This window comes from Psychrobacillus lasiicapitis, assembly GCF_006861795.1.
Lineage (GTDB): Bacteria > Bacillota > Bacilli > Bacillales_A > Planococcaceae > Psychrobacillus > Psychrobacillus lasiicapitis.
On the sequence record NZ_VDGH01000005.1, the window covers coordinates 294,438 to 316,585 of the forward strand.

Genomic DNA, 22,148 nt, shown 5'->3' on the forward strand with positions numbered 1-22,148 from the left:
GTCCTAAAACTATAAAATTTTCGGCATAAGGATAAATTTCTACTAGCGGTTCCCGTCCAGACTCCAGCGCCTTTGCCCCTCGGGGTCAAATGTGAAAAAGCTGCTCCTGCGCAAGCTCGTCGCAAACAAAAACGCTTGTGGCGGCTGAGGAGCTGCCTCTTTGGCCCGCATGATGCGGGTTATGTCTGCTTTGCCACAGGAAGTGGCGCACTTTGCAGACCTACCCCATCCCCATTTGCCTGTCGGGGCAGACATAGGCTCTTGCGCTTTTGTTATTAATCTGCATTTTCATCATAAAAGTGGGTGGTAGCCGATGAATTGAATAAGGAAACGAACTTTTCTGCATTTACCTCATCTACTTTATATAAAATAACTTCTGATCCGTAATGACCTATTTCTAATCGTTCGTCACCGTCTTTATTGAAGAACATCATAAACCATTTTAACCCACCTTTTGGATCGATCGAGTTATTTCTAAAATAGGTATGATTCTCCTCATTTAAGTTAACTGTCATAACCTTGACGAGTCCTTCATTTAAGATAGAAATCGCTTTCGGTCTTAATTCTTCGATTATTTCCTCTTCTTCTTTCCAGCAGTGAATCACTACATCATGAAAAGTAGTCGTATAGTTATCCCAAAGATCCTCCCAAAAACTTGTATCCAGTGCAAATGATGACTTACCTTCTATACTCATTGATTCGGTGTTTACAATGACATTTCCCAATTTCTAACTCCTCTCTGTTTTTTCATCCATGCGCATGCGTCTTTCACCACTTGACGATTTACTTTGCTCGGAAAGTAGTGGGTGAATTCAGGATAGTACCATGTTTCTACTATTTTGTTATTCCCAATAAGTTCTTTTTCTAACATTTCCGCATGCTGTGGCGAAACATTAATATCCATTTTCCCATGAATGATCAGTGTAGAAGCTTGTATTTCAGCTATTTTAAATAAGGCGTCGCGCTCCTCATAAGCTTCTGTCTTATTTGTTGGAGTACCACCTATTACCCTTTTCATCATTCTTCGCATATCCAAACGTTCCTCGTAAGTTAGATAAATATCGGATACTCCTGCCCATGTGACAATCGAAGTTATATCACTTCGTATAATGGCGGTCCATAAAGCCATAATACCACCTCGGGAGAAAGCGAAGATATGAATTCTAGACGAAATGCAAAATTGCTTTAATACATCCACTGCATAAACGGCATCCAATCGATCTTCACCTGCAAACTCGTCCCTTCCCTCTCCACCACGATTTCCGCGATAGTATGGTGCAAAAACGGTAAACCCCTCTGAAGCTATCTGGGCAATACGGGCAGGTCTTACCATACCAATACTTTGCATGCCACCCCTCAAATACAATATCCCATCATACCTTCCTTCTTGTTTGGGGGAAGCGAGCATTCCTTTCACTCGCAATCCACAAGACCAATATGTAATTTCAGTTAAATTAATATGTGGATTTGGGGAAGGATATTTTCGCATTTTTTCAATCGTTCCATTTTCCTTCATACATATTCACCTTCTCTAACATTGCTTGCATACCCTGATCTTGCATATGAAAGCTCAAATTTTCGCAGTTGGAGAGTTCATCCATCGTCAACCACAATGCGCCATCCGTTTCATAATTGGCCCTCTCTTCATGAATATACCTTATGTTTGCTAAAAATACCGCCTTACAGAAGGGGTTTATCTCATGCACCATATATTCGGCAAACCATTCAAGATTGTCAATTTCCACATTAGTTTCCTCTAATACTTCCCGTATCGCCGCTGTCTCTAATGTTTCATTTTCCTCCACTTTACCGCCAGGAAACTCAATACCTCGCTTTGGATGTTTCGTTAATAGCCACTTTCCTTTATATTTTGCTAATACTAATACATGCATCGGCTTAGTCTGAAGTAGCCCTTTTTCAAAGGAAAGTTCCACTTGTATACCATTTAAATCTTGAAAATTAATCATTCTTTATCCCTCTTTTTGTTTACTATTCAAAAGTTTATCCCGCATTCACGGGCAGTAAGACTCCCACTTCAAGATTTAAGAAAAGTGAAAAGATAAGCGGGAGATCAACTGCCCGTAAAAGCCCGTTTAAATGATCCCAGACTAAGTGCACAACCTCGTGTTGCAACGTCTGTGTGACCCACGTCGTGTGGGACACAACTAACAATCAGTGGGGGATGAAGGGGGACTAAAAACCCGACGTCCATGTCGCAACGTCCCCACTAGCACGTCCTGCGCGTCGAAAAACCCCCACTGATTGAAGTTTCACTTTATCATAGAAGAAATCTAAAGAATAATATTCCAGTATACAAGCATAATCCCAATATCCGCTAAACAATGACTAATAATAGGCGCTGTAATCGAACCTAGCTTAATACGAAATATTCCCCACATGATCCCTGCCAAAAATACAGGTATTACTGCCAACACATTAAATGGAAAACTAAATATTTCCTGTACGACAATCAGATGATACATACTATAAAATATAGCCGTAATCACAATCGCTGAAACATCTCCTAATTTTATAGATATTCTTCCATACATGAATTCTCTCCAATAAAGTTCTTCTAATATAGGGTTAATCAACGCTAATACTAATACAAGTATAATTACCTTCGTCCCGCTAAAATCCCATCTTTCTAATAACTGCTGTAATTGTTTAATATCGATAACAAAAGATTGGAAAAAAAAGACGAAGCCATAAATGGATATTAAACAAATCAATCCACTTATAATTCCTACCAATATATTTTTTTTCGAGAAAACAAGCTGTAAAGACGAACTATCTGTTCTTTTCCAGGAAGCAACAAAAAGCGGTATAAATAATAACCAACTGTAAAATAAAAGAAAAGTAATAAGGATATTTTGGAGTATAGAAAGGCCAATATAGATAAAGGCAGTTGGCATTATGAGTAATAAACCTTGTTTAATCATGCTTCCTCCTCAGAATTACAAGCTTCAACTTATTTCCATGTCTAGAAACTTAACAGGATTCCACTTATAAAGATGCCTGTATTTTTCTTTTCATTTTACCATATGTAAGAAAAAAGACTTAGCAGCGCTGCTAAGTCTTTCCTTCGACTACTCTTTCTGTTCATCCCGTTTATAATGCTCATTTCCCTCTTCTCGATTTTGAGCGATATTTTGTTTTGCTTTAATTTGGGGATTTTGGTTTAACAGAGAACTTACATTACGATAAGTGGCAGGATTTTCGTTACCTTTTCGGTTAATATTTTTGCTCAACGGTCTCTCTCCTTCTTGGGGTAAAATAGGGTAGCTGTTCGACAAACTGTTTAGATTCTTCATCTCCAAATTCATGAATGAGCGCATATAGCTTTTTCATTCTTCTATCGTATTGATCATTTTCTTTATCGAAATGATACTTCTTTATCGGTATATGCGCTCGCCAAAAATTGCTGATCTCTACACTATCTAATTGATTGAAAAGCATTCGAAAAACAGGAATAATTTCACGGTTCACCGTAATTTCAAATTCCCATGGGGATTCGTCGGGGTACATATATAATTGTTGGTTTTTGACCGATATATATACTTTACTTAAAGTCATTTACACACATCCTTTTCAAATAGTATGTGGGCAAAATAAAAAAACATGCACCTAAAATAATAGGTACATGCTTTTCTTTTCTTACGCTTGAATATCTAATACTGTTCCTTTAAAAGGATGAGGAGCAGCAGTTTCAGGCATATCTTGCAGCATTTGAACTGCAGCTACGGTATCCATATTCATGGCATTTTGTAAAACGCTCATTTGAACCGTTTGCTGTAGTTGTATAAGTTGCGAAGACATGATGGAGTTTAAATCCATGAAAACCCCTCCTTATATCCTTATTATCGACAAACAGCTAAATACTTTACATAGGTTTTATTTCTTAGTTTCGTTTGTATCCCCTAAAAACGCATTCAACATCCATTGATGTTTTTCCGTTTTTTGATAAATAGCGTTCAACATATCCTCTGTCATATCATCTTCTTCTTTTGCTGCTTCATCCATTCCTTTTTTGAGTGATTTCATAATCTTATCAAAATCTTCTACAACAGCTTGTACCATTTCATCTGCGCTTTCTTTGTTCTTTGCTTCTTTAATATCGGAAAGCTCTAAATGCTCTTTTAACGTTGCAACTGGTGCCTCACCTAAAGTTAATAAACGCTCAGCAATTTCATCCATATTTAAGGTTGCTTCGTTATATAGTTCTTCAAATTTAGCGTGTAATGTAAAGAAAGATGGTCCCTTCACATACCAGTGAAAATTATGTAACTTTGTATATAGTACCGACCAATTCGCTACTTGCTTGTTTAGTTCTTTTTTTAATGCTTCTGACATAAATTTGCCACTCTCCTTGAAATAATAGTTGCTTTCTCTTTTAATATACCTCTTTATTACTTACAATAAACTTAAATACAATATATATGGAGTGAATTAAATGGTATTCTGGATTTTAGGTGCGGCAATTCTTCTTAGTATAATTGGATTTGCATTTGTATATAAATTAGCGATGAATGAAAAACCTTCTACTATTGACCCAAAACCAAAGGATGTCAAATAATATATGAAGCAAATTATTATCGCTATTTTCCGCTTTTATCAAAAATTTATCTCTCCTTTAACACCACCAAGTTGTAGATTCTATCCCACTTGCTCACACTATGGTGTAGAAGCAGTACAAAAACATGGAGCGATTAAAGGTGGTTACTTAACCATTAGAAGAATATCCAAATGTCATCCTTTTCACGAAGGTGGCATTGATCCGGTTCCAGACGAATGGCCTTTGAAGAAAAAATAATTCAAAGGCTATTTTTTCTTGCTTTTTTTTGATTAGTCTTGTATGATGTAAAAGTTAAATCTTTTTAAAACGTAACGATTACTATTTAGGAGTGGAAATATGAAAAAAGGTCTTCTATTATTTTTAGTATTCCTGCTTGTTTTATTCACGGCAGCTTGTGGAAATGAAACGAGTCAAACAGAAACAACGCAAGAAAAAGACGATACCTTACAAGTGTACACAACTGTCTATCCGCTTCAATATTTTACTCAAAGAATTGGTGGAGAAACAGTTAATGTTCAATCTATTTATCCAGCTGGAGCTAATGAGCATACATTTGAGCCTACTCAAAAAGATATGATAGCACTTGCTGATGCAGATTTATTTTTCTACATAGGTTTAGGTTTAGAAGGTTTTGTCGATAATGCCAAAAAAACATTAGCGGACGAGCATGTGAAAATGATTGCAACAATTGATGCTGTTCCTGAAGATCAACTAAATGCTAGTGATCACGATCACGAACATGAGGAAGCTACAGAAGAAGTACACGATCATGAGCATGAAGAAGCTACGGAAGAAGCACATGACCATGAGCATGAAGAAGCTACGGAAGAAGGTCACGAAGGTCATGACCACGGAGATACAGACCCACATGTATGGATTTCACCGAAAATTAGTCAAAATCTAGCTCTATCTATTAAGAACTCACTTGTAGAAGCTGCTCCAAAAGAAAAAGAAACGTTCGAAAAAAATTACGAACAATTAATCCAAGAACTACAAGAACTAGATCATGATTTTGAAGAAATGGCACATGAAGTACCGAACAAAACATTTTTCGTTTCTCATGCTGCATTCGGATATATTGCTAACACATATGGTTTGGAGCAAATTGCAGTAGCTGGGTTAAACTCACAAGATGAGCCATCGCAAAAAGAATTGACAAAGTTAATCGATTTAGCAAATGAAAAAAATATTAAGTATATTTTGTTTGAACAAAACGTCTCTTCTAAGCTGACAGAAGTCATTCAACAAGAAGTTGGTGCAGAAAGCTTAGTTTTACACAATTTAGGTGTTTTATCAAAAGAAGATGTTGCGAATAACGAAACCTACTTCACACTTATGCAAAGAAATTTAGACGCATTGCGAACGGTATTAAAATAATAAAAAACACTTAGAATTTATTTTCTAAGTGTTTTTTATATGATTGAAAAATTCTCTACGTAGCAACTTATTCGATGCATTACGAGGCAATTGATCTACAAAATAGTAGTCCACTGGCTGCTTGTAGGAAGCTAGCTGCTTTTTCATAAACGCTCTTAAGCTTTCTTCAGTAGTTTCCTCTTTTAATACAACAAATGCGACAGGTACTTGCCCCCATTTGTCATCCTGCCTTCCAGCCACCCCAGCTTCTTTAACTGCAGGATGTTTAGCCAAAGCTTGTTCTATTTCTGCAGGATATATATTTTCTCCCCCAGAAATGATTAAATCCGAACGCCGATCAACGACAAATAAATAACCTTCTTCATCCAAATATCCTAAATCACCGGTATGCAACCAACCATCTACTAAAGGATTTTTTTGTTCCGCTGCTCCAACATAGCCTTGTGTTACATGTGGTCCTTTTATACAAATCTCTCCGATTTTTTCTACACCATCAATACGTACATTCGCAAAGAAAAGTGGTTTACCGGCAGAGCCTAATTTGATAATGGCATCCTCACTTGCTAAGGTTGTCGTCTGAGATGCAGTTTCTGTCATGCCATATGTTTGTAGCACAGGAATATTTCGTTCGATTGCTCTCTCTAAATAATGTAGAGGCACTGGCCCACCGCCGACAAGCATCGATCGGAACGTATCTGGAAAAGAAAGTTCACGCTCTTCTAATACAGTTAGCATTCTTTCTAATGTAACCGCCACAACAGACATTCTTGTAACAGTACCAGATAGAATCTCTTCTACTGCCGCCAAAGCGTCAAATTTCGTATGAAGACTGACCGTCATTCCGTATATTACTGAACGCATTAATATCGAAAAGCCACTAATATGAAATAATGGCATAGTGCATAACCAACAGTCGTTTGGTTGGACACCTAGATTAAGGGCTGATCCAGTCGCATTCATTAAATGGTTTTCAAGCGATTGTCGCACCCCTTTAGGTCTTCCAGTCGTACCGGAAGTATACATAATTGTTATCGTACGTTCTTTTGGCCACTCCTTCTCTACTTCAAAAGCGGTTTGCTCAGCGCCTTCAACATCATCGAAAGACCATTTATTTGCAAAAGATAAAGTTCTTTTTGCATGATCATCAACCAATAAAAGATCCGGTGCACTATCTGCTAGTTGATAGTTCAACTCTTCTTCTGATAAACGTTCATTTAACATAACAAGCTCGCAACCAATTTGCATACATCCATGTAAAACAACTACTAACCTTACATCAGAAGACGCTAATATAGCTACTCTCATACCGCGTGTGATACCTTTTGTATGAAGCTTTTCTGCGTATTTAGTTGCTTTCCCTAACAGTTGTGCAAATGTCCACTCCTGGTCATTAAATCGTAAAGCAACACGATTCGGTGTTAAGCTTGCTCTTTTCATCAATAAATTCGGATACATATATATTAATCTCCTTTAGAAAAAGCTGCCCCAAATAAGGGCAGCTCATACTGTTTAGGCAATCACGGAAAACGTGGGAATTGACCAAAATCAGGCTTACGTTTTTCTTTAAATGCATCGCGACCTTCTTTAGCTTCATCTGTAGTGTAGTAAAGAAGAGTTGCATCTCCTGCCATTTGTTGAAGACCTGCCAATCCGTCTGTATCTGCATTCATCGCTGCTTTTAAGAAGCGAAGAGCAGTCGGACTCATTTCTAGCATTTCTTCACACCATTGTACAGTCTCGTCTTCTAATTGTTCATAAGGAACAACTGTGTTAACTAATCCCATATCAAGTGCTTGTTGAGCATCGTATTGGCGGCATAGGTACCAAATTTCACGTGCCTTCTTATGTCCAATAATACGAGCAAGATAACCTGAACCATAACCTGCATCAAATGATCCCACTTTTGGACCTGTTTGTCCAAAGCGAGCATTGTCAGCAGCAATTGTTAAGTCACATACAACATGTAATACATGACCTCCACCGATTGCATAACCAGCTACCATTGCAACAACTGGCTTTGGAATAACACGGATTAAACGTTGTAAGTCTAGTACGTTTAAACGAGGAATTTCGTCTTCTCCAACGTATCCACCATGTCCACGTACTTTTTGGTCTCCACCTGAACAGAAAGCATGCTCACCTTCACCTGTTAAGATAATGACACCAACATTTTTATCATCGCGTGCGCGTGAAAATGCATCAATCATTTCCATTACCGTTTTCGGACGAAATGCATTTCGCACTTCTGGACGGTTAATGGTTACTTTCGCAATACCGTTGTAGTACTCATACTTAATGTCTTCATATGTATGTAGCGTTGTCCATTCACGAGTCATCTTTCTTCCTCCTCTAAAATAACTTTCTTTATTATTGTAGCAAAGATTTTCGGTTTTTCCACATGAATTGCATGTCCAGTATCTTCTATGACTTCTAAATGCGAGTTTGGCAACTCCTGTTGCATTCGTCTAGCAATTGCACAAAACTTTAAATCAAGCTCTCCAACCACTAATAATACTGGGATTGTTATATCCTTTAGTATTGTCCAATAAGAAGGTTGCACTCCTGTACTAAATCCTTTCAAGCTATTGCTAAGTCCAACTGCTGACTGAGCAAGTCTTTCCTTACGAATAACTGTTTGCTTTTCAGGAGACAACTTTTTTTGTGTTTGGAATAAAGATATATTCTCCCAAAAATCAACGAAAGAAATAACTCCTTCTTTCCTAATACGTTCTGCAAGCAACTCATCCGACAACTTTCTTTTCTGTCTTTCCTCATCGTCTGCGAGGCCTGGAGAGCTACTCTCTAGTATTAATCTATCAACAGGGTATTTAGCCGTGTATGCTAACGCTAAGCGTCCTCCCATGGAGTATCCGACAAGCGTAAAGTGAGCCCACTCCAATTGTTGAAATATCGCATGAAGGTCTTCTATCTGCTCCTCTACATCATAACGGGTGGCATCGACTGGCTTTTCCGTCAGTCCATGTCCGATTAGATCAATTGCCAATATTTCCACTGAAGAAGGAAGATAGCTAATTACTTCCTCCCAAGTACTACTAGAACCTGTAAAGCCATGTAAGCAGACAACTTTTTCAGTAGCTCCGATATTATATCGCTTGATATGCATATTGATCGAACGAACCGTCCTATTTATACTTTCCAACTAGAATCTAACTCCTCCGAAATACCAACCCATAATTTTTGATGCGTTTCTGTATTGACTTGTCGATTCGTAAATACTTCTATAATACGGATATCTGTCGTCTTAGGCTGCATCAATGCTTGTTGGAATGCTTCCTTCGTGTGTACAGCATCATACTGGGCATCATACATAGCTGCAATATGTGAAAATTCTAAACCAGTAGGTGTTCCGAATAATTGCTCAAAATAATGTGTTTCGGTTGACTGCGATAAATAAGAGAAGATACCTCCTCCATCATTGTTCATAATAACAATTGTACAATTTGTTTGATGGAATCTACTCACAATTAGCCCATTCACATCATGTAAAAAAGCAAGATCTCCGATAAGCAAATATCCATGTCGATTGGTCGCAGCTTGAACGCCTAATGCTGTTGATACTACTCCATCAATTCCGTTCGTCCCTCTATTTGCATATATTTGAATATCTTTCTTCGTTTTATTGAAAAAAGTATCTACATCACGAATCGGCATACTACTGCTAGCAAACAAATCTACCCCATCAGGAAGTGCTTCAAACAATATTCCCGCCAATGCACCTTCATCTTCCTCGTTCGCTATATACGCTTGTATATGTTTTGTCGCGATACCATTCGCTTTGGACCAATTGTGTAAATAACTAGAGGCTTGCTTTTCTTCAATCGGAATCCATAATGTATTTGTCTCTACTTGTACATGATGCGTTACCGCATGAATAGAATCACGGAAAAGTGGACTGTCATCTACTACTATAAATACTTTTGGCTTGCATGCCTTCAAAAATAAGGTGAGTGGCTTCGAAACAGGCTGCGCCCCAAAACGAATAACAACATTCGGAATAGCAGTTTGTTTAAATGCCTCGTTTTTCAAGAGTGCATCATACTGATCAATACATAGTTCCATACAATCATCTGGTACCGATGTTCGTAAGTTAGAAAGTGGATCGACTATTACTGGCCACTGAACTGTTCTTGCAAATTCCCAAAAGCCTTCCGTCGAATGTATGGAATCCCCAACAATAATTAATCCCTTATCTTCACGCATCAGTAAATCTAAGTACCATTCCGTAAAATCATTACTTGGGACAAGCTTTCCTACTTCTGATACTTCCATCTCCGTTATTGGTAATGACTGCTCCATATTTAACAAGAGGGGCTCTCTAAAAGGTACATTTATATGGACCGGGCCCATTGGTGCAGACTTCGACGTGGACACTGCACGATGAATATGACGCTCCATAAAGGCCAAACCTGCTGTATCCACTTCTGGAAGCGGAAAGTCAACAGACCATTTGACATGCTTCCCAAACAGATGTATTTGATCAATTGCTTGCGGCGCTCCGACTTCCCGTAATTCATGTGGACGATCTGCCGTCACCACAAGTAACGGAACACGCGCGTAAAAAGCTTCCACAATTGCTGGAAAGAAATTCGCTGCAGCTGTTCCAGAAGTACAAAGAAGCACAACGGGTTCCTTTGTTGCTTTAGCAATACCTAATGCAAAGTAGCCAGCCGAACGTTCATCTGTCTGGCGATAAAATGCAAAACCATCGCTTTTCGCGAAGCCATAAGCAAGAGGTGTTGATCTGGAACCGGGACACATTACAATATGTTTAACACCAGCTTGCTTAATTGTTTCAACAAATTGATTTACATAGGATGTTAAATACTCGATGTTAGTCATTCATATTTCCTCCAAGCGTGCGCAGCATTGGTCTAAATTTCACACGTGTTTCTTCAAATTCTTCCATAGAAGAGGATTCTGCTACAATTCCGCCGCCTGCATATAAATAAGCATATTCATTTTCGATTAATGCAGAACGGATACCTACCGCAAACTCGCCATCCCCTTCTGTATTGATCCAACCAATTGGAGCTGCATAATAGCCACGATTCATTTGTTCGGATTCACGAATTATGCTAATCGCTTCTTGACGCGGTTCGCCGCCTAAGGCTGGTGTTGGATGTAATGCTTGTACTAATGCAAATAAAGAGGAATCCTTTTTCAAATGCCCCTCTATTGGTGTATATAAATGTTGGATATCTCTAATTTTCATAAGCTTCGGTCTTGCCGGTACTTTCAGTTCTTTACAATACTGCGCAAATACTTTCCGAATCATATCTACCACGTATTTGTGTTCCCCTAAGTTTTTAGGATCCGCCAGAAGCGCTTCTCCTAATGCTTTATCTTCCACTGAATTTTTACCACGTTTAACAGAACCTGCAAGTCCCGCAGACTGCGCTTTGGAGTTTTCTACTTTCACTAGCCGTTCTGGAGTTGCTCCAAAAAACATTTGATCCCCGTTTTCTAAACCAAATAAATAACTTTCCGGTTGTTCCATGGCAGCATGATAAATTGCTGTTGCTGGAGAGAAATCCTGATCAAACATCAACTTAAGAGAACGAGCAATTACTACTTTATTCACTTCATCCTCACGAATCCTTTTCGTTACATCTTCCACCGCATGTAAGTACTGCTCTTTTAATCGATCTTCGCGTTTTACTAATGCTGGTTTGGAATGAGTTTGAAGCTCTTTTACTTGAGCAGTGTGTATAAGCGCATCTCTTTCCACCCGTAATCGTTCAAATATATCCGCGCTCTCTTCCTCGTTTGTTATATAATGAATGCTCACAAATGTTCGATCTTGTTGAATTACTAATTGAAATGTTGCCACTACAAAGAATGCTGAAGGAAAATTGTCCCATTCAGATGTAATGGTGTTTTTAGGATCAAATGCAAATCCACCAAATAATATTGGCGAAACATCTACTTGTTCTTTAACTGAAGCATTGCATAGCTCTTTCCATTTGGAATTAATATCAGCATATCGATTATCTGCTAAGTTATTCGATATGGTATGAGCATGACCTAAGCCAACAAGCGTCAAAGTTTTTTCTTTGTTTTGCCAAAAAAATCGTTGACCTTTATATTTTTCATCCCCCGCTTCAAAAAAAGCATGAGCTGATAATCTCGATACTTCTATTGTTTCTGTATAAAAACGTAATGTTGTTTGCTTTTGACCGGTGGTTTTCGGCATTAAAATTACCTCCGTATTAATATCTTGGTGTTAATCATGATGTATTCTTTTTTATTTCTCTACCCTTTATCATACAACTTTCTACACTTTTCGGCACACATTTAGCAACGAATATATGCTAATATTGATAATGGATTGTTTAAAAGGAGAGAAAATTTTATGTCACATGAACTACAAGCCGACAAAGGTTGGCGTGTCTGGTGGAAATTAACAAGACCCCATACATTAACCGCATCATTTGCTCCAGTATTTCTGGGTACGATGATCGCACTCTATTACACAAATATTAACTGGCTATTATTTTTGGCAATGTTAGTTGCTTGTCTTTTTATACAAGCGGCTACTAATATGTTCAATGAGTACTATGATTTTGCTCGCGGACTTGATAGTGAAGAATCCGTGGGTATAGGTGGAGCGATCGTTCGAAATGGTGTTAAACCGAAAACAGTAATGCAGTTAGCATTGCTATTATATGGACTTGCTGGATTACTAGGTATCTACATTTGCTATAAATCCTCTTGGATGTTACTTGTTGTTGGCGCTGCCTGTATGCTAATAGGCTATCTGTATACTGGTGGACCTTATCCTATCGCCTACACACCATTTGGAGAATTTTTTAGTGGTGTAGTAATGGGTATGCTTATTGTTTTAATTGCGACTTTCATCCAAGTTGGTTCTGTCCCTAATTTTGCCATCTTGCTTTCTATTCCAAGTGCACTACTTGTAGCTGCGATTATGCTTTCTAATAATATCCGTGATCTTGAGGAAGATACAAAAGGCGGCAGAAAAACGATGGCGATCCTTGTAGGTAGAAAAAACGCTATTAATATTTTGGCTTCTTATTTTATCATATCCTATCTTTGGATTTTAGGCTTAGTCTTGCTACAAATTATTACACCATGGTCATTGCTCATTATATTAAGTATAAAAAAACCATTGCATGCGATTAAACTATTCAGAGAAAAGGATAATCCCCTTGAAGTAGCGCCTGCTATGAAAGATACAGCACTGACTAATACAATCTTTGTATTCCTTTTAGGGATAGGTTTATTAATCGGTTACTTCTTATAAGAAAAGCGCAAGAAGAAAAAGCAACAATTTTCTTCTTGCGTTTTTTTATGGAGTTTTTTTCTCGCATGGTTTACTCATGTTATATAAACTAACATAATTTTCAGAATATCATTTACATTTTTTATTTTTTATAATATGATGTTATATATTCTTACATTAGGAGGATCTAAATGAAAAAAATCGAAGCAATTATTCGCCCAGATGTATTTTCGGAAGTTCGTCAAGCACTTGCATTAGAAGGAATTGACGGGCTAAGCGTGACAGAAATTGCTGGTTGCGGTCGCCAAGAAGGACGCACTGGATTATTTCGTGGTAACAACTATGAAATGGAATTTCATACAAAATTGAAGCTTGAAATGGTCGTAGAAGATCATTTAGTAGAGAAATTAGTAGAAGCCATTTTGAATCACGCATCTACCAACGAAGTCGGTGATGGAAAAATATTTGTTTTACCTGTAGATGAAGCAATCCGTATAAGAACAAAAGAACGCGGTGCAGTTGCCGTAAACTAAAGGAGAGGGTTTTATGACAATAGAAATAGTTCAACATTCAATCGACATGTTGTGGGTAATGTTAGGTGCCATTTTAGTATTTTTTATGCATGCAGGATTTGCAATGCTCGAAACAGGTTTTACTCGTTCTAAAAATACATTGAATATTTTAATGAAAAACTTCCTCACAGTATCACTTGGCGCTGTTTTATATTTCCTTGTAGGGTTTGGTTTTATGTTTGGTGAATCTTTCTTTGGTGCAATAGGAACAGACGGATTTGCACTACTTGGAAGAGACGATATGGGTTTCTTCGTTTTCCAATCTGTTTTTGCAGCCACTTGTGCAACCATTATTTCAGGTGCAGTTGCTGAGCGAATGAAGTTATCTTCTTACTTACTTTTAGTAGTAGTAATGACTGGCATTATCTATCCAGTTGTAGGTCACTGGATTTGGGGAGGCGGATGGTTAGCTAAGCTTGGCTTCATTGATTTTGCAGGTTCTACAGTCGTTCACTTAACAGGAGCAATCGGAGCTTTCGTAGCAGCAGCACTTTTAGGTCCCCGTCTTGGAAAATATAGTAACGGTAAAGTTAATGTTATACCTGGTCACAGTATTCCCCTCGGTGCTTTAGGCGTTTTCGTCTTATGGGTTGGCTGGTTCGGATTTAATGGAGCAAGCACCTTAGCTGCCGACCCTACTCTTGTCCCGCAAATTATTGCAAATACTTTATTTGCTGCTTCTGCCGGAGTTTTATCTACCGCTTTTTATACAAAACTAAGATTTAAAAAATTGGACGCTTCTCTCACATTAAACGGCGCACTAGCAGGTTTAGTAAGTATTACGGCTGGAGCTGCTAACGTCTCACTCATAAGTTCTATCTTAATTGGATTACTTGCAGGTATTATTATGACAGAAGGAGTTCGCTTCTTAGATGTTATATTGAAAGTGGATGATCCTGTTGGAGCAATAGCAGTTCATGGGATAACTGGAATTTGGGGAACGTTAGCTGTTGGATTATTTGAAACTTCAAGTGGACTCCTTGTAGGTGGTGGAGCGAGCCTAATAGTTGTTCAGATATTAGGAATTTTAGCTGTTATTGTCTGGGTTTCTGTTACTGTTTCCGGATTCCTGCTTATTGTAAAAGCATTTAGCCCCATTCGGGTATCAAATGAGGAAGAAATTGCTGGACTTGATTTTGTAGAGCATGGTTCACAAGCATACGAACTGAACGATGTATTTCCTGGCATTAGCACGAAAACAGAAGGCTTTGCTCAACGCTTAACGGAGCTAGGGAAAGCTACTAATTAGGCTTCTCCTTCTTCTAAAGGCAGCACAAAAGCGCGAGCCCCTATCGCCCTTTCCAATTTAGCACAGGAACGAAATAACGCACTGAATAAGGAAACTGCGCGGTAAATAGCTCTATTAGATGATTTCCGTTGCAGGACGGCTGCTTTCCGTGGGGTGAACGATGAGCTTTTACTGCCGCTTCCGCGTAGGTTGTGAAGACTCATTAGCCCACCAGAGGAACGAAGGCTAAGAACGCCACATCCTGTGGCAACACCTTCGAAACCAACATCCTGTTGGCCTTCACTGGATTCGCCGCCTATAGCGAAATCAAATGAGCTTGCTACTTAATTAGGTCCAGCTGTTCTGATAAATTCTCTTATTAGCATATGTTTCCTGTCAAAAATCCAGTAAATGGTTGAACTAGACATAACAGGTCTTGAACACGACAAAACCAATCTAGCTGATACATTTTTGGGTAACAGAGCGGAGACTGGCGAATATTGACCGCACAGTATCCCCATAAATTGAAGTATCTCACTCACTGCCCCCTTATCCATTTAATGGATAAGGGAGATCAATTAGTTATTGAAAGCAACCAATTCTATTTCCAAAGCAACTAAATCTGTATGAGAGCAACCAAACTGCCCATGTAAGTAACTAATTCTTAAAATAGAAAATTTACTTGAAGTGAGACGCCGATAACTAATGCGTAGTTCTCCAATATTACAATTAAAATAATAAATTACCGTTCCTTATGCTACTAATAAGTTATACATATGTCCTAAACTTTTTATAATTTCCTAACCAATTAAAAAAGCATGCTTCCTAAATGGAAACATGCTTTTGTTATAATGACCCCTACGGGATTCGAACCCGTGTTACCGCCGTGAAAGGGCGGTGTCTTAACCGCTTGACCAAGGGGCCATATATATATGGCGGAGAAGGAGGGATTTGAACCCTCGCGCCGGTTGCCCGACCTACACCCTTAGCAGGGGCGCCTCTTCAGCCACTTGAGTACTTCCCCATATATTGGCTCCGAAGGTAGGACTCGAACCTACGACCGATCGGTTAACAGCCGATTGCTCTACCACTGAGCTACTTCGGAATAATAGTAATCTTAAATTGGACTAAAAACATAGATCTCACGCTCTCAGGCGTGCATTCTAACTAGCTTAACAGAACTACAGAAAGCTTCTAAATTAAAGGATTTTGATAAACTCTAAAGGATTGAAAAAAGCATGTTTCCTAACAGGATACATGCTTTTAAAATGACCCCTACGGGATTCGAACCCGTGTTACCGCCGTGAAAGGGCGGTGTCTTAACCGCTTGACCAAGGGGCCAAACATATATGGCGGAGAAGGAGGGATTTGAACCCTCGCGCCGGTTGCCCGACCTACACCCTTAGCAGGGGCGCCTCTTCAGCCACTTGAGTACTTCCCCATATGTTGGCTCCGAAGGTAGGACTCGAACCTACGACCGATCGGTTAACAGCCGATTGCTCTACCACTGAGCTACTTCGGAATAATGGTGGGCCTAAATGGACTCGAACCATCGACCTCACGCTTATCAGGCGTGCGCTCTAACCAGCTGAGCTATAGGCCCATTATTGGAGCGGGTGAAGAGAATCGAACTCTCATCATCAGCTTGGAAGGCTGAGGTTTTACCACTAAACTACACCCGCGTTACTATGGTGGCTCAGGACGGAATCGAACCGCCGACACAAGGATTTTCAGTCCTTTGCTCTACCGACTGAGCTACTGAGCCTCTTGAATTTTTATTTACTTGTCCTGAATTTCAAACTAATAAACTTAAATTAATTAAATGGCGGTCCCGACCGGGATCGAACCGGCGATCTCCTGCGTGACAGGCAGGCATGTTAACCGCTACACCACGGGACCATTTGGTTGCGGGGACAGGATTTGAACCTGTGACCTTCGGGTTATGAGCCCGACGAGCTACCGAACTGCTCCACCCCGCGATAATAGTATGTTTTAAAAGTTAATCTTGCTACGCTCGAATTATGTAATAACCTTAAAATGGAGGAGGAAGAGGGATTCGAACCCCCGCGCGGTATGACCCGCCTGTCGGTTTTCAAGACCGATCCCTTCAGCCAGACTTGGGTATTCCTCCGAAATATGTTGATGGTGGACCTTGCAGGACTCGAACCTGCGACCGGACGGTTATGAGCCGTCTGCTCTAACCAACTGAGCTAAAGGTCCTAAATATAGCGGCAGAGGGAGTCGAACCCACGACCTTTCGGGTATGAACCGAGTGCTCTAGCCAACTGAGCTACACCGCCAAGATTTTTACATTAATAAATGGTGGAGCCTAGCGGGATCGAACCGCTGACCTCCTGCGTGCAAGGCAGGCGCTCTCCCAGCTGAGCTAAGGCCCCATTTTTTTAGACTGGTCGGGAAGACAGGATTCGAACCTGCGACCCCTTGGTCCCAAACCAAGTGCTCTACCAAGCTGAGCTACTTCCCGTAATATATGGCGCGCCCGGCAGGAGTCGAACCCACAACCTTCTGATCCGTAGTCAGACGCTCTATCCAATTGAGCTACGGGCGCTTATATTTCTCATAAAAGTGGTGCCGAGGACCGGAATCGAACCGGTACGGTAGTCACCTACCGCAGGATTTTAAGTCCTGTGCGTCTGCCAGTTCCGCCACCCCGGCACTTTGATGAATCTTTGGAGCGGAAGACGAGGTTCGAACTCGCGACCCCCACCTTGGCAAGGTGGTGTTCTACCACTGAACTACTTCCGCTCGGTTATGAAATTAAATGGTGCGGGTGAAGGGAGTCGAACCCCCACGCCTTGCGGCGCTAGATCCTAAGTCTAGTGCGTCTGCCAGTTCCGCCACACCCGCATGCATATTTTTAAAAATGGTGAGCCATGTAGGATTCGAACCTACGACCCTCTGATTAAAAGTCAGATGCTCTACCAACTGAGCTAATGGCTCGTACAATGGTGCCGGAGAAAGGACTTGAACCCTCAACCTACTGATTACAAGTCAGTTGCTCTACCAGTTGAGCTACTCCGGCTAAGTATAAATATGGTGGAGGATGACGGGCTCGAACCGCCGACCCTCTGCTTGTAAGGCAGATGCTCTCCCAGCTGAGCTAATCCTCCTGGGTATTAAAATCAAGTTGCACTATGTATTTATTGCAAGCCCAGCGACGTCCTACTCTCACAGGGGGAATCCCCCAACTACCATCGGCGCTGAAGAGCTTAACTTCCGTGTTCGGTATGGGAACGGGTGTGACCTCTTCGCCTTCATCACTAGACTTACTTGCACAGAATGTTCTAACTTCACTTAATTATTTGAAAGACAAGTTTTATTATAACAACTTTGTAGAAAATTTCAAGTGTTTTTTTAAAAATTATTCTTTCAAAACTGGATAAACGACATTTTAAAACAAATAAATACATTTGGTTAAGTCCTCGATCGATTAGTATTCGTCAGCTGCACGTGTCGCCACGCTTCCACCCCGAACCTATCTACCTCATCGTCTTTGAGGGATCTTACTTACTTGCGTAATGGGAAATCTCATCTTGAGGGGGGCTTCGTGCTTAGATGCTTTCAGCACTTATCCCGTCCACACATAGCTACCCAGCGATGCTCTTGGCAGAACAACTGGTACACCAGCGGTGTGTCCATCCCGGTCCTCTCGTACTAAGGACAGCTCCTCTCAAATTTCCTACGCCCACGACGGATAGGGACCGAACTGTCTCACGACGTTCTGAACCCAGCTCGCGTACCGCTTTAATGGGCGAACAGCCCAACCCTTGGGACCGACTACAGCCCCAGGATGCGATGAGCCGACATCGAGGTGCCAAACCTCCCCGTCGATGTGGACTCTTGGGGGAGATAAGCCTGTTATCCCCGGGGTAGCTTTTATCCGTTGAGCGATGGCCCTTCCATGCGGAACCACCGGATCACTAAGCCCGTCTTTCGACCCTGCTCGACTTGTAGGTCTCGCAGTCAAGCTCCCTTCTGCCTTTACACTCTTCGAATGATTTCCAACCATTCTGAGGGAACCTTTGGGCGCCTCCGTTACACTTTAGGAGGCGACCGCCCCAGTCAAACTACCCGCCTGACACTGTCTCCTACCCGGGTTACGGGTATGGGTTAGAATTTCAATACAACCAGGGCAGTATCCCACCGACGCCTCCTCCGAAGCTGGCGCTCCGGGCTCTAAGGCTCCTGCCTATCCTGTACAAGTTGCACCAAAATTCAATATCAAGCTATAGTAAAGCTCCACGGGGTCTTTCCGTCCTGTCGCGGGTAACCTGCATCTTCACAGGTACTATAATTTCACCGAGTCTCTCGTTGAGACAGTGCCCAGATCGTTACGCCTTTCGTGCGGGTCGGAACTTACCCGACAAGGAATTTCGCTACCTTAGGACCGTTATAGTTACGGCCGCCGTTTACTGGGGCTTCAATTCGCACCTTCGCTTGCGCTAAGCACTCCTCTTAACCTTCCNCAAAATGACCCCGTAACTTCGGGAGAAGGGGTGCTCTTTCGGGTGAAAGCCTGAGAGAGCACCCCTTCTCCCGAAGTTACGGGGTCATTTTGCCGAGTTCCTTAACGAGAGTTCTCTCGCTCACCTTAGGATTCTCTCCTCGACTACCTGTGTCGGTTTGCGGTACGGGCACCTATCACCTCGCTAGAGGCTTTTCTTGGCAGTGTGAAATCAGGAACTTCGCTCATACGAGCTCGCCATCACAGCTCAACGTTATAGAATGCGGATTTTCCTACATTCACGCCTCACTGCTTGGACGTGCATAACCAACAGCACGCTTACCCTATCCTCCTGCGTCCCCCCATTACTCAAACGGTGGTTTGGTGGTACAGGAATATCAACCTGTTGTCCATCGCCTACGCCTATCGGCCTCGGCTTAGGTCCCGACTAACCCTGAGCGGACGAGCCTTCCTCAGGAAACCTTAGTCATACGGTGGATGGGATTCTCACCCATCTTTCGCTACTCATACCGGCATTCTCACTTCTAAGCGCTCCACCAGTCCTTCCGGTCTGACTTCAACGCCCTTAGAACGCTCTCCTACCACTGATNAACAAATCACCGAAGCTGTGGATTGATACCGTTGGTATCAATCCACAGCTTCGGTGATTTGTTTAGCCCCGATACATTTTCGGCGCAGCGTCACTCGACCAGTGAGCTATTACGCACTCTTTAAATGATGGCTGCTTCTAAGCCAACATCCTGGTTGTCTAAGCAACGCCACATCCTTTTCCACTTAACAAATACTTGGGGACCTTAGCTGGTGGTCTGGGCTGTTTCCCTCTTGACTACGGATCTTATCACTCGCAGTCTGACTCCCAAACATAAATCATTGGCATTCGGAGTTTGTCTGAATTCGGTAACCCGGGATGGGCCCCTAGTCCAAACAGTGCTCTACCTCCAAGATTCTCGCGTTTGAGGCTAGCCCTAAAGCTATTTCGGAGAGAACCAGCTATCTCCAGGTTCGATTGGAATTTCTCCGCTACCCACACCTCATCCCCGCACTTTTCAACGTACGTGGGTTCGGACCTCCAGTAAGTGTTACCTTACCTTCATCCTGGACATGGGTAGATCACCTGGTTTCGGGTCTACGACCACATACTCATTCGCCCTATTCAGACTCGCTTTCGCTGCGGCTCCGCTTTCTCAGCTTAACCTTGCATGTAATCGTAACTCGCCGGTTCATTCTACAAAAGGCACGCCATCACCCATTAACGGGCTCTGACTACTTGTAGGCACACGGTTTCAGGGTCTATTTCACTCCCCTTCCGGGGTGCTTTTCACCTTTCCCTCACGGTACTGGTTCACTATCGGTCACTAGGGAGTATTTAGCCTTGGGAGATGGTCCTCCCGGATTCCGACGGAATTTCACGTGTTCCGCCGTACTCAGGATACACTCAAGAGAGAATGAACTTTGGACTACGGGGCTTTTACCCTATCCTGCGGACCTTTCCAGATCGCTTCGTCTAGCTCATTCCTTTGTAACTCTATGTAGAGTGTCCTACAACCCCAAGAGGCAAGCCTCTTGGTTTGGGCTATTCCCGTTTCGCTCGCCGCTACTCAGGGAATCGATTTTTCTTTCTCTTCCTCCAGGTACTTAGATGTTTCAGTTCCCTGGGTATGCCACAGATGCGCTATGTATTCACGCAAATGTACTGCTCCATTACGAACAGTGGGTTCCCCCATTCGGAAATCTCCGGATCAAAGCTCACTTACAGCTCCCCGAAGCATATCGGTGTTAGTGCCGTCCTTCTTCGGCTCCTAGTGCCAAGGCATTCACCGTGCGCCCTTATTAACTTAACCTAAAAGTTAAAAAGTGTTACACATCATGATCACGAAGTGATCATAAATTGAATTTCTTGTATTAATTGTTTCAATGTCGTTTTATCCAGTTTTCAAAGAACAAGTGTGGAATNCATCGACCTCACGCTTATCAGGCGTGCGCTCTAACCAGCTGAGCTATAGGCCCTCTTTGAATTTCATATATTATATGAACATTCAAAACTGAACTGCAAAACGTTAAGCTACAGATAAAGATCTGTATTCCGTAATTATCCTTAGAAAGGAGGTGATCCAGCCGCACCTTCCGATACGGCTACCTTGTTACGACTTCACCCCAATCATCTGTCCCACCTTCGGCGGCTGGCTCCCGTAAGGGTTACCCCACCGACTTCGGGTGTTACAAACTCTCGTGGTGTGACGGGCGGTGTGTACAAGGCCCGGGAACGTATTCACCGTGGCATGCTGATCCACGATTACTAGCGATTCCGGCTTCATGTAGGCGAGTTGCAGCCTACAATCCGAACTGAGAACGGTTTTATGGGATTAGCTCACCCTCGCGGGGTTGCGACCCTCTGTACCGTCCATTGTAGCACGTGTGTAGCCCAGGTCATAAGGGGCATGATGATTTGACGTCATCCCCACCTTCCTCCGGTTTATCACCGGCAGTCACCTTAGAGTGCCCAACTGAATGCTGGCAACTAAGATCAAGGGTTGCGCTCGTTGCGGGACTTAACCCAACATCTCACGACACGAGCTGACGACAACCATGCACCACCTGTCACCGCTGTCCCCGAAGGGAAAACTCTATCTCTAGAGCGGTCAGCG

General features: G+C 41.7%; 19 protein-coding genes, 23 tRNA genes and 3 rRNA genes. 6 read left to right on the forward strand and 39 right to left on the reverse strand.

The window, feature by feature from the left end:
• Window positions 1–275 precede the first annotated feature (275 nt).
• The 8 genes from FG382_RS10520 to FG382_RS10550 form a co-directional block, all read right to left on the reverse strand.
• Entirely contained in the window at window positions 276–725 is a 450-nt protein-coding gene (locus FG382_RS10520; RefSeq protein WP_229677402.1) for a hypothetical protein, read from the reverse strand.
• Window positions 707–1,516 carry an alpha/beta hydrolase family protein gene (locus FG382_RS10525; protein WP_142538861.1) on the reverse strand — a complete coding sequence of 270 codons (810 nt, stop codon included), beginning with the start codon at window positions 1,514–1,516 and terminating at the stop codon, window positions 707–709. Before FG382_RS10525 ends, FG382_RS10520 begins: the two co-directional genes overlap by 19 nt.
• Window positions 1,494–1,967, reverse strand: a complete 474-nt coding sequence (locus FG382_RS10530; protein WP_142538862.1) for an NUDIX domain-containing protein — start codon at window positions 1,965–1,967, stop codon at window positions 1,494–1,496. The genes FG382_RS10525 and FG382_RS10530 overlap by 23 nt, the downstream gene beginning before the upstream one ends.
• Before the next feature lie 324 nt (window positions 1,968–2,291).
• Entirely contained in the window at window positions 2,292–2,942 is a 651-nt protein-coding gene (locus FG382_RS10535; protein ID WP_142538863.1) for a CPBP family intramembrane glutamic endopeptidase, read from the reverse strand.
• A 147-nt stretch (window positions 2,943–3,089) separates the two neighbouring features.
• Window positions 3,090–3,251 (reverse strand): hypothetical protein, encoded by a 162-nt coding sequence (locus FG382_RS22635; RefSeq protein WP_170206494.1) that lies wholly within the window; start codon window positions 3,249–3,251, stop codon window positions 3,090–3,092.
• Window positions 3,235–3,576, reverse strand: coding sequence for a transposase (locus tag FG382_RS10540; RefSeq protein WP_142538864.1), 342 nt, complete (start codon window positions 3,574–3,576; stop codon window positions 3,235–3,237). The genes FG382_RS22635 and FG382_RS10540 overlap by 17 nt, the downstream gene beginning before the upstream one ends.
• Window positions 3,577–3,657: 81 nt before the next feature.
• The gene (locus FG382_RS10545) at window positions 3,658–3,837 is read right to left on the reverse strand and encodes a putative motility protein (protein WP_142538865.1); all 180 of its coding nucleotides are present in this window, start codon (window positions 3,835–3,837) and stop codon (window positions 3,658–3,660) included.
• 57 nt (window positions 3,838–3,894) lie between these two features.
• Complete coding sequence (locus FG382_RS10550) at window positions 3,895–4,353, reverse strand: Dps family protein (protein ID WP_142538866.1); 459 nt, start codon at window positions 4,351–4,353, stop codon at window positions 3,895–3,897.
• A 100-nt stretch (window positions 4,354–4,453) separates the two neighbouring features.
• On the opposite strand from FG382_RS10550, the gene FG382_RS23360 reads away from it, so the two are divergent.
• The 3 genes from FG382_RS23360 (at window position 4,454) to FG382_RS10560 (ending at window position 5,953) form a co-directional block, all read left to right on the forward strand.
• Window positions 4,454–4,576 carry a hypothetical protein gene (locus FG382_RS23360; RefSeq protein ID WP_268238270.1) on the forward strand — a complete coding sequence of 41 codons (123 nt, stop codon included), beginning with the start codon at window positions 4,454–4,456 and terminating at the stop codon, window positions 4,574–4,576.
• Between the two features lie 3 nt (window positions 4,577–4,579).
• Complete coding sequence (gene yidD / locus FG382_RS10555) at window positions 4,580–4,813, forward strand: membrane protein insertion efficiency factor YidD (RefSeq protein ID WP_142538867.1); 234 nt, start codon at window positions 4,580–4,582, stop codon at window positions 4,811–4,813.
• Window positions 4,814–4,912: 99 nt separating this feature from the next.
• Window positions 4,913–5,953: a metal ABC transporter solute-binding protein, Zn/Mn family gene (locus FG382_RS10560; RefSeq protein WP_142538868.1), complete on the forward strand. Its 1,041-nt coding sequence runs from the start codon at window positions 4,913–4,915 to the stop codon at window positions 5,951–5,953.
• A 24-nt stretch (window positions 5,954–5,977) separates the two neighbouring features.
• Here the strand turns inward: FG382_RS10560 and FG382_RS10565 are convergent, their stop codons facing one another.
• The 5 genes from FG382_RS10565 to FG382_RS10585 all read right to left on the reverse strand — a co-directional run bounded on the left by FG382_RS10565 (window position 5,978) and on the right by FG382_RS10585 (window position 12,167).
• Window positions 5,978–7,408 (reverse strand): o-succinylbenzoate--CoA ligase, encoded by a 1,431-nt coding sequence (locus tag FG382_RS10565; protein WP_142538869.1) that lies wholly within the window; start codon window positions 7,406–7,408, stop codon window positions 5,978–5,980.
• A gap of 62 nt (window positions 7,409–7,470) precedes the next feature.
• Complete coding sequence (gene menB, locus FG382_RS10570; protein WP_142538870.1) at window positions 7,471–8,289, reverse strand: 1,4-dihydroxy-2-naphthoyl-CoA synthase; 819 nt, start codon at window positions 8,287–8,289, stop codon at window positions 7,471–7,473.
• Window positions 8,286–9,113 (reverse strand): 2-succinyl-6-hydroxy-2,4-cyclohexadiene-1-carboxylate synthase, encoded by an 828-nt coding sequence (gene menH / locus FG382_RS10575; RefSeq protein WP_229677403.1) that lies wholly within the window; start codon window positions 9,111–9,113, stop codon window positions 8,286–8,288. Before menH ends, menB begins: the two co-directional genes overlap by 4 nt.
• Window positions 9,101–10,813 carry a 2-succinyl-5-enolpyruvyl-6-hydroxy-3-cyclohexene-1-carboxylic-acid synthase gene (gene menD / locus FG382_RS10580; protein ID WP_142538871.1) on the reverse strand — a complete coding sequence of 571 codons (1,713 nt, stop codon included), beginning with the start codon at window positions 10,811–10,813 and terminating at the stop codon, window positions 9,101–9,103. Before menD ends, menH begins: the two co-directional genes overlap by 13 nt.
• Window positions 10,806–12,167: an isochorismate synthase gene (locus tag FG382_RS10585; RefSeq protein ID WP_142538872.1), complete on the reverse strand. Its 1,362-nt coding sequence runs from the start codon at window positions 12,165–12,167 to the stop codon at window positions 10,806–10,808. The genes menD and FG382_RS10585 overlap by 8 nt, the downstream gene beginning before the upstream one ends.
• Window positions 12,168–12,326: 159 nt before the next feature.
• On the opposite strand from FG382_RS10585, the gene FG382_RS10590 reads away from it, so the two are divergent.
• From FG382_RS10590 to FG382_RS10600, 3 genes are all read left to right on the forward strand, one after another.
• Window positions 12,327–13,238, forward strand: a complete 912-nt coding sequence (locus FG382_RS10590; protein ID WP_142538873.1) for a 1,4-dihydroxy-2-naphthoate polyprenyltransferase — start codon at window positions 12,327–12,329, stop codon at window positions 13,236–13,238.
• Between the two features lie 170 nt (window positions 13,239–13,408).
• On the forward strand, window positions 13,409–13,750 hold the full coding sequence (locus FG382_RS10595) for a P-II family nitrogen regulator (protein ID WP_142538874.1): 342 nt from the start codon (window positions 13,409–13,411) through the stop codon (window positions 13,748–13,750).
• A 13-nt stretch (window positions 13,751–13,763) separates the two neighbouring features.
• Window positions 13,764–15,038: an ammonium transporter gene (locus tag FG382_RS10600; protein ID WP_142538875.1), complete on the forward strand. Its 1,275-nt coding sequence runs from the start codon at window positions 13,764–13,766 to the stop codon at window positions 15,036–15,038.
• An 831-nt stretch (window positions 15,039–15,869) separates the two neighbouring features.
• Here FG382_RS10600 and FG382_RS10605 read toward each other — a convergent pair.
• The 26 genes from FG382_RS10605 to FG382_RS10730 form a co-directional block, all read right to left on the reverse strand.
• Window positions 15,870–15,941 (reverse strand) — tRNA-Glu (locus tag FG382_RS10605).
• Between the two features lie 9 nt (window positions 15,942–15,950).
• Window positions 15,951–16,041: transfer RNA gene (locus FG382_RS10610), tRNA-Ser, on the reverse strand.
• Between the two features lie 6 nt (window positions 16,042–16,047).
• Window positions 16,048–16,122 (reverse strand) — tRNA-Asn (locus FG382_RS10615).
• 164 nt (window positions 16,123–16,286) lie between these two features.
• A tRNA-Glu gene (locus tag FG382_RS10620) sits at window positions 16,287–16,358 on the reverse strand.
• Window positions 16,359–16,367: 9 nt separating this feature from the next.
• A tRNA-Ser gene (locus FG382_RS10625) sits at window positions 16,368–16,458 on the reverse strand.
• Between the two features lie 6 nt (window positions 16,459–16,464).
• Window positions 16,465–16,539 (reverse strand) — tRNA-Asn (locus tag FG382_RS10630).
• Between the two features lie 4 nt (window positions 16,540–16,543).
• A tRNA-Ile gene (locus FG382_RS10635) sits at window positions 16,544–16,620 on the reverse strand.
• A gap of 5 nt (window positions 16,621–16,625) precedes the next feature.
• A tRNA-Gly gene (locus FG382_RS10640) sits at window positions 16,626–16,699 on the reverse strand.
• A gap of 7 nt (window positions 16,700–16,706) precedes the next feature.
• Window positions 16,707–16,782, reverse strand: a tRNA-Phe gene (locus tag FG382_RS10645).
• Between the two features lie 58 nt (window positions 16,783–16,840).
• Window positions 16,841–16,916 (reverse strand) — tRNA-Asp (locus tag FG382_RS10650).
• A gap of 3 nt (window positions 16,917–16,919) precedes the next feature.
• Window positions 16,920–16,996 (reverse strand) — tRNA-Met (locus FG382_RS10655).
• Between the two features lie 59 nt (window positions 16,997–17,055).
• Window positions 17,056–17,148, reverse strand: a tRNA-Ser gene (locus tag FG382_RS10660).
• Window positions 17,149–17,160: 12 nt separating this feature from the next.
• Window positions 17,161–17,237 (reverse strand) — tRNA-Ile (locus FG382_RS10665).
• 6 nt (window positions 17,238–17,243) lie between these two features.
• Window positions 17,244–17,317: transfer RNA gene (locus FG382_RS10670), tRNA-Met, on the reverse strand.
• A gap of 20 nt (window positions 17,318–17,337) precedes the next feature.
• Window positions 17,338–17,413 (reverse strand) — tRNA-Ala (locus tag FG382_RS10675).
• Window positions 17,414–17,425: 12 nt separating this feature from the next.
• Window positions 17,426–17,502 (reverse strand) — tRNA-Pro (locus FG382_RS10680).
• 7 nt (window positions 17,503–17,509) lie between these two features.
• Window positions 17,510–17,586 (reverse strand) — tRNA-Arg (locus tag FG382_RS10685).
• Window positions 17,587–17,604: 18 nt separating this feature from the next.
• Window positions 17,605–17,693: transfer RNA gene (locus FG382_RS10690), tRNA-Leu, on the reverse strand.
• 15 nt (window positions 17,694–17,708) lie between these two features.
• Window positions 17,709–17,783, reverse strand: a tRNA-Gly gene (locus FG382_RS10695).
• A 17-nt stretch (window positions 17,784–17,800) separates the two neighbouring features.
• Window positions 17,801–17,885, reverse strand: a tRNA-Leu gene (locus FG382_RS10700).
• 17 nt (window positions 17,886–17,902) lie between these two features.
• A tRNA-Lys gene (locus FG382_RS10705) sits at window positions 17,903–17,978 on the reverse strand.
• Between the two features lie 6 nt (window positions 17,979–17,984).
• Window positions 17,985–18,060: transfer RNA gene (locus tag FG382_RS10710), tRNA-Thr, on the reverse strand.
• Between the two features lie 12 nt (window positions 18,061–18,072).
• A tRNA-Val gene (locus FG382_RS10715) sits at window positions 18,073–18,148 on the reverse strand.
• A gap of 39 nt (window positions 18,149–18,187) precedes the next feature.
• Window positions 18,188–18,303 (reverse strand): 5S ribosomal RNA (gene rrf / locus FG382_RS10720).
• 145 nt (window positions 18,304–18,448) lie between these two features.
• Window positions 18,449–21,344, reverse strand: a 23S ribosomal RNA gene (locus FG382_RS10725).
• A 258-nt stretch (window positions 21,345–21,602) separates the two neighbouring features.
• Window positions 21,603–22,148 (reverse strand): 16S ribosomal RNA (locus FG382_RS10730); the annotation flags it as partial.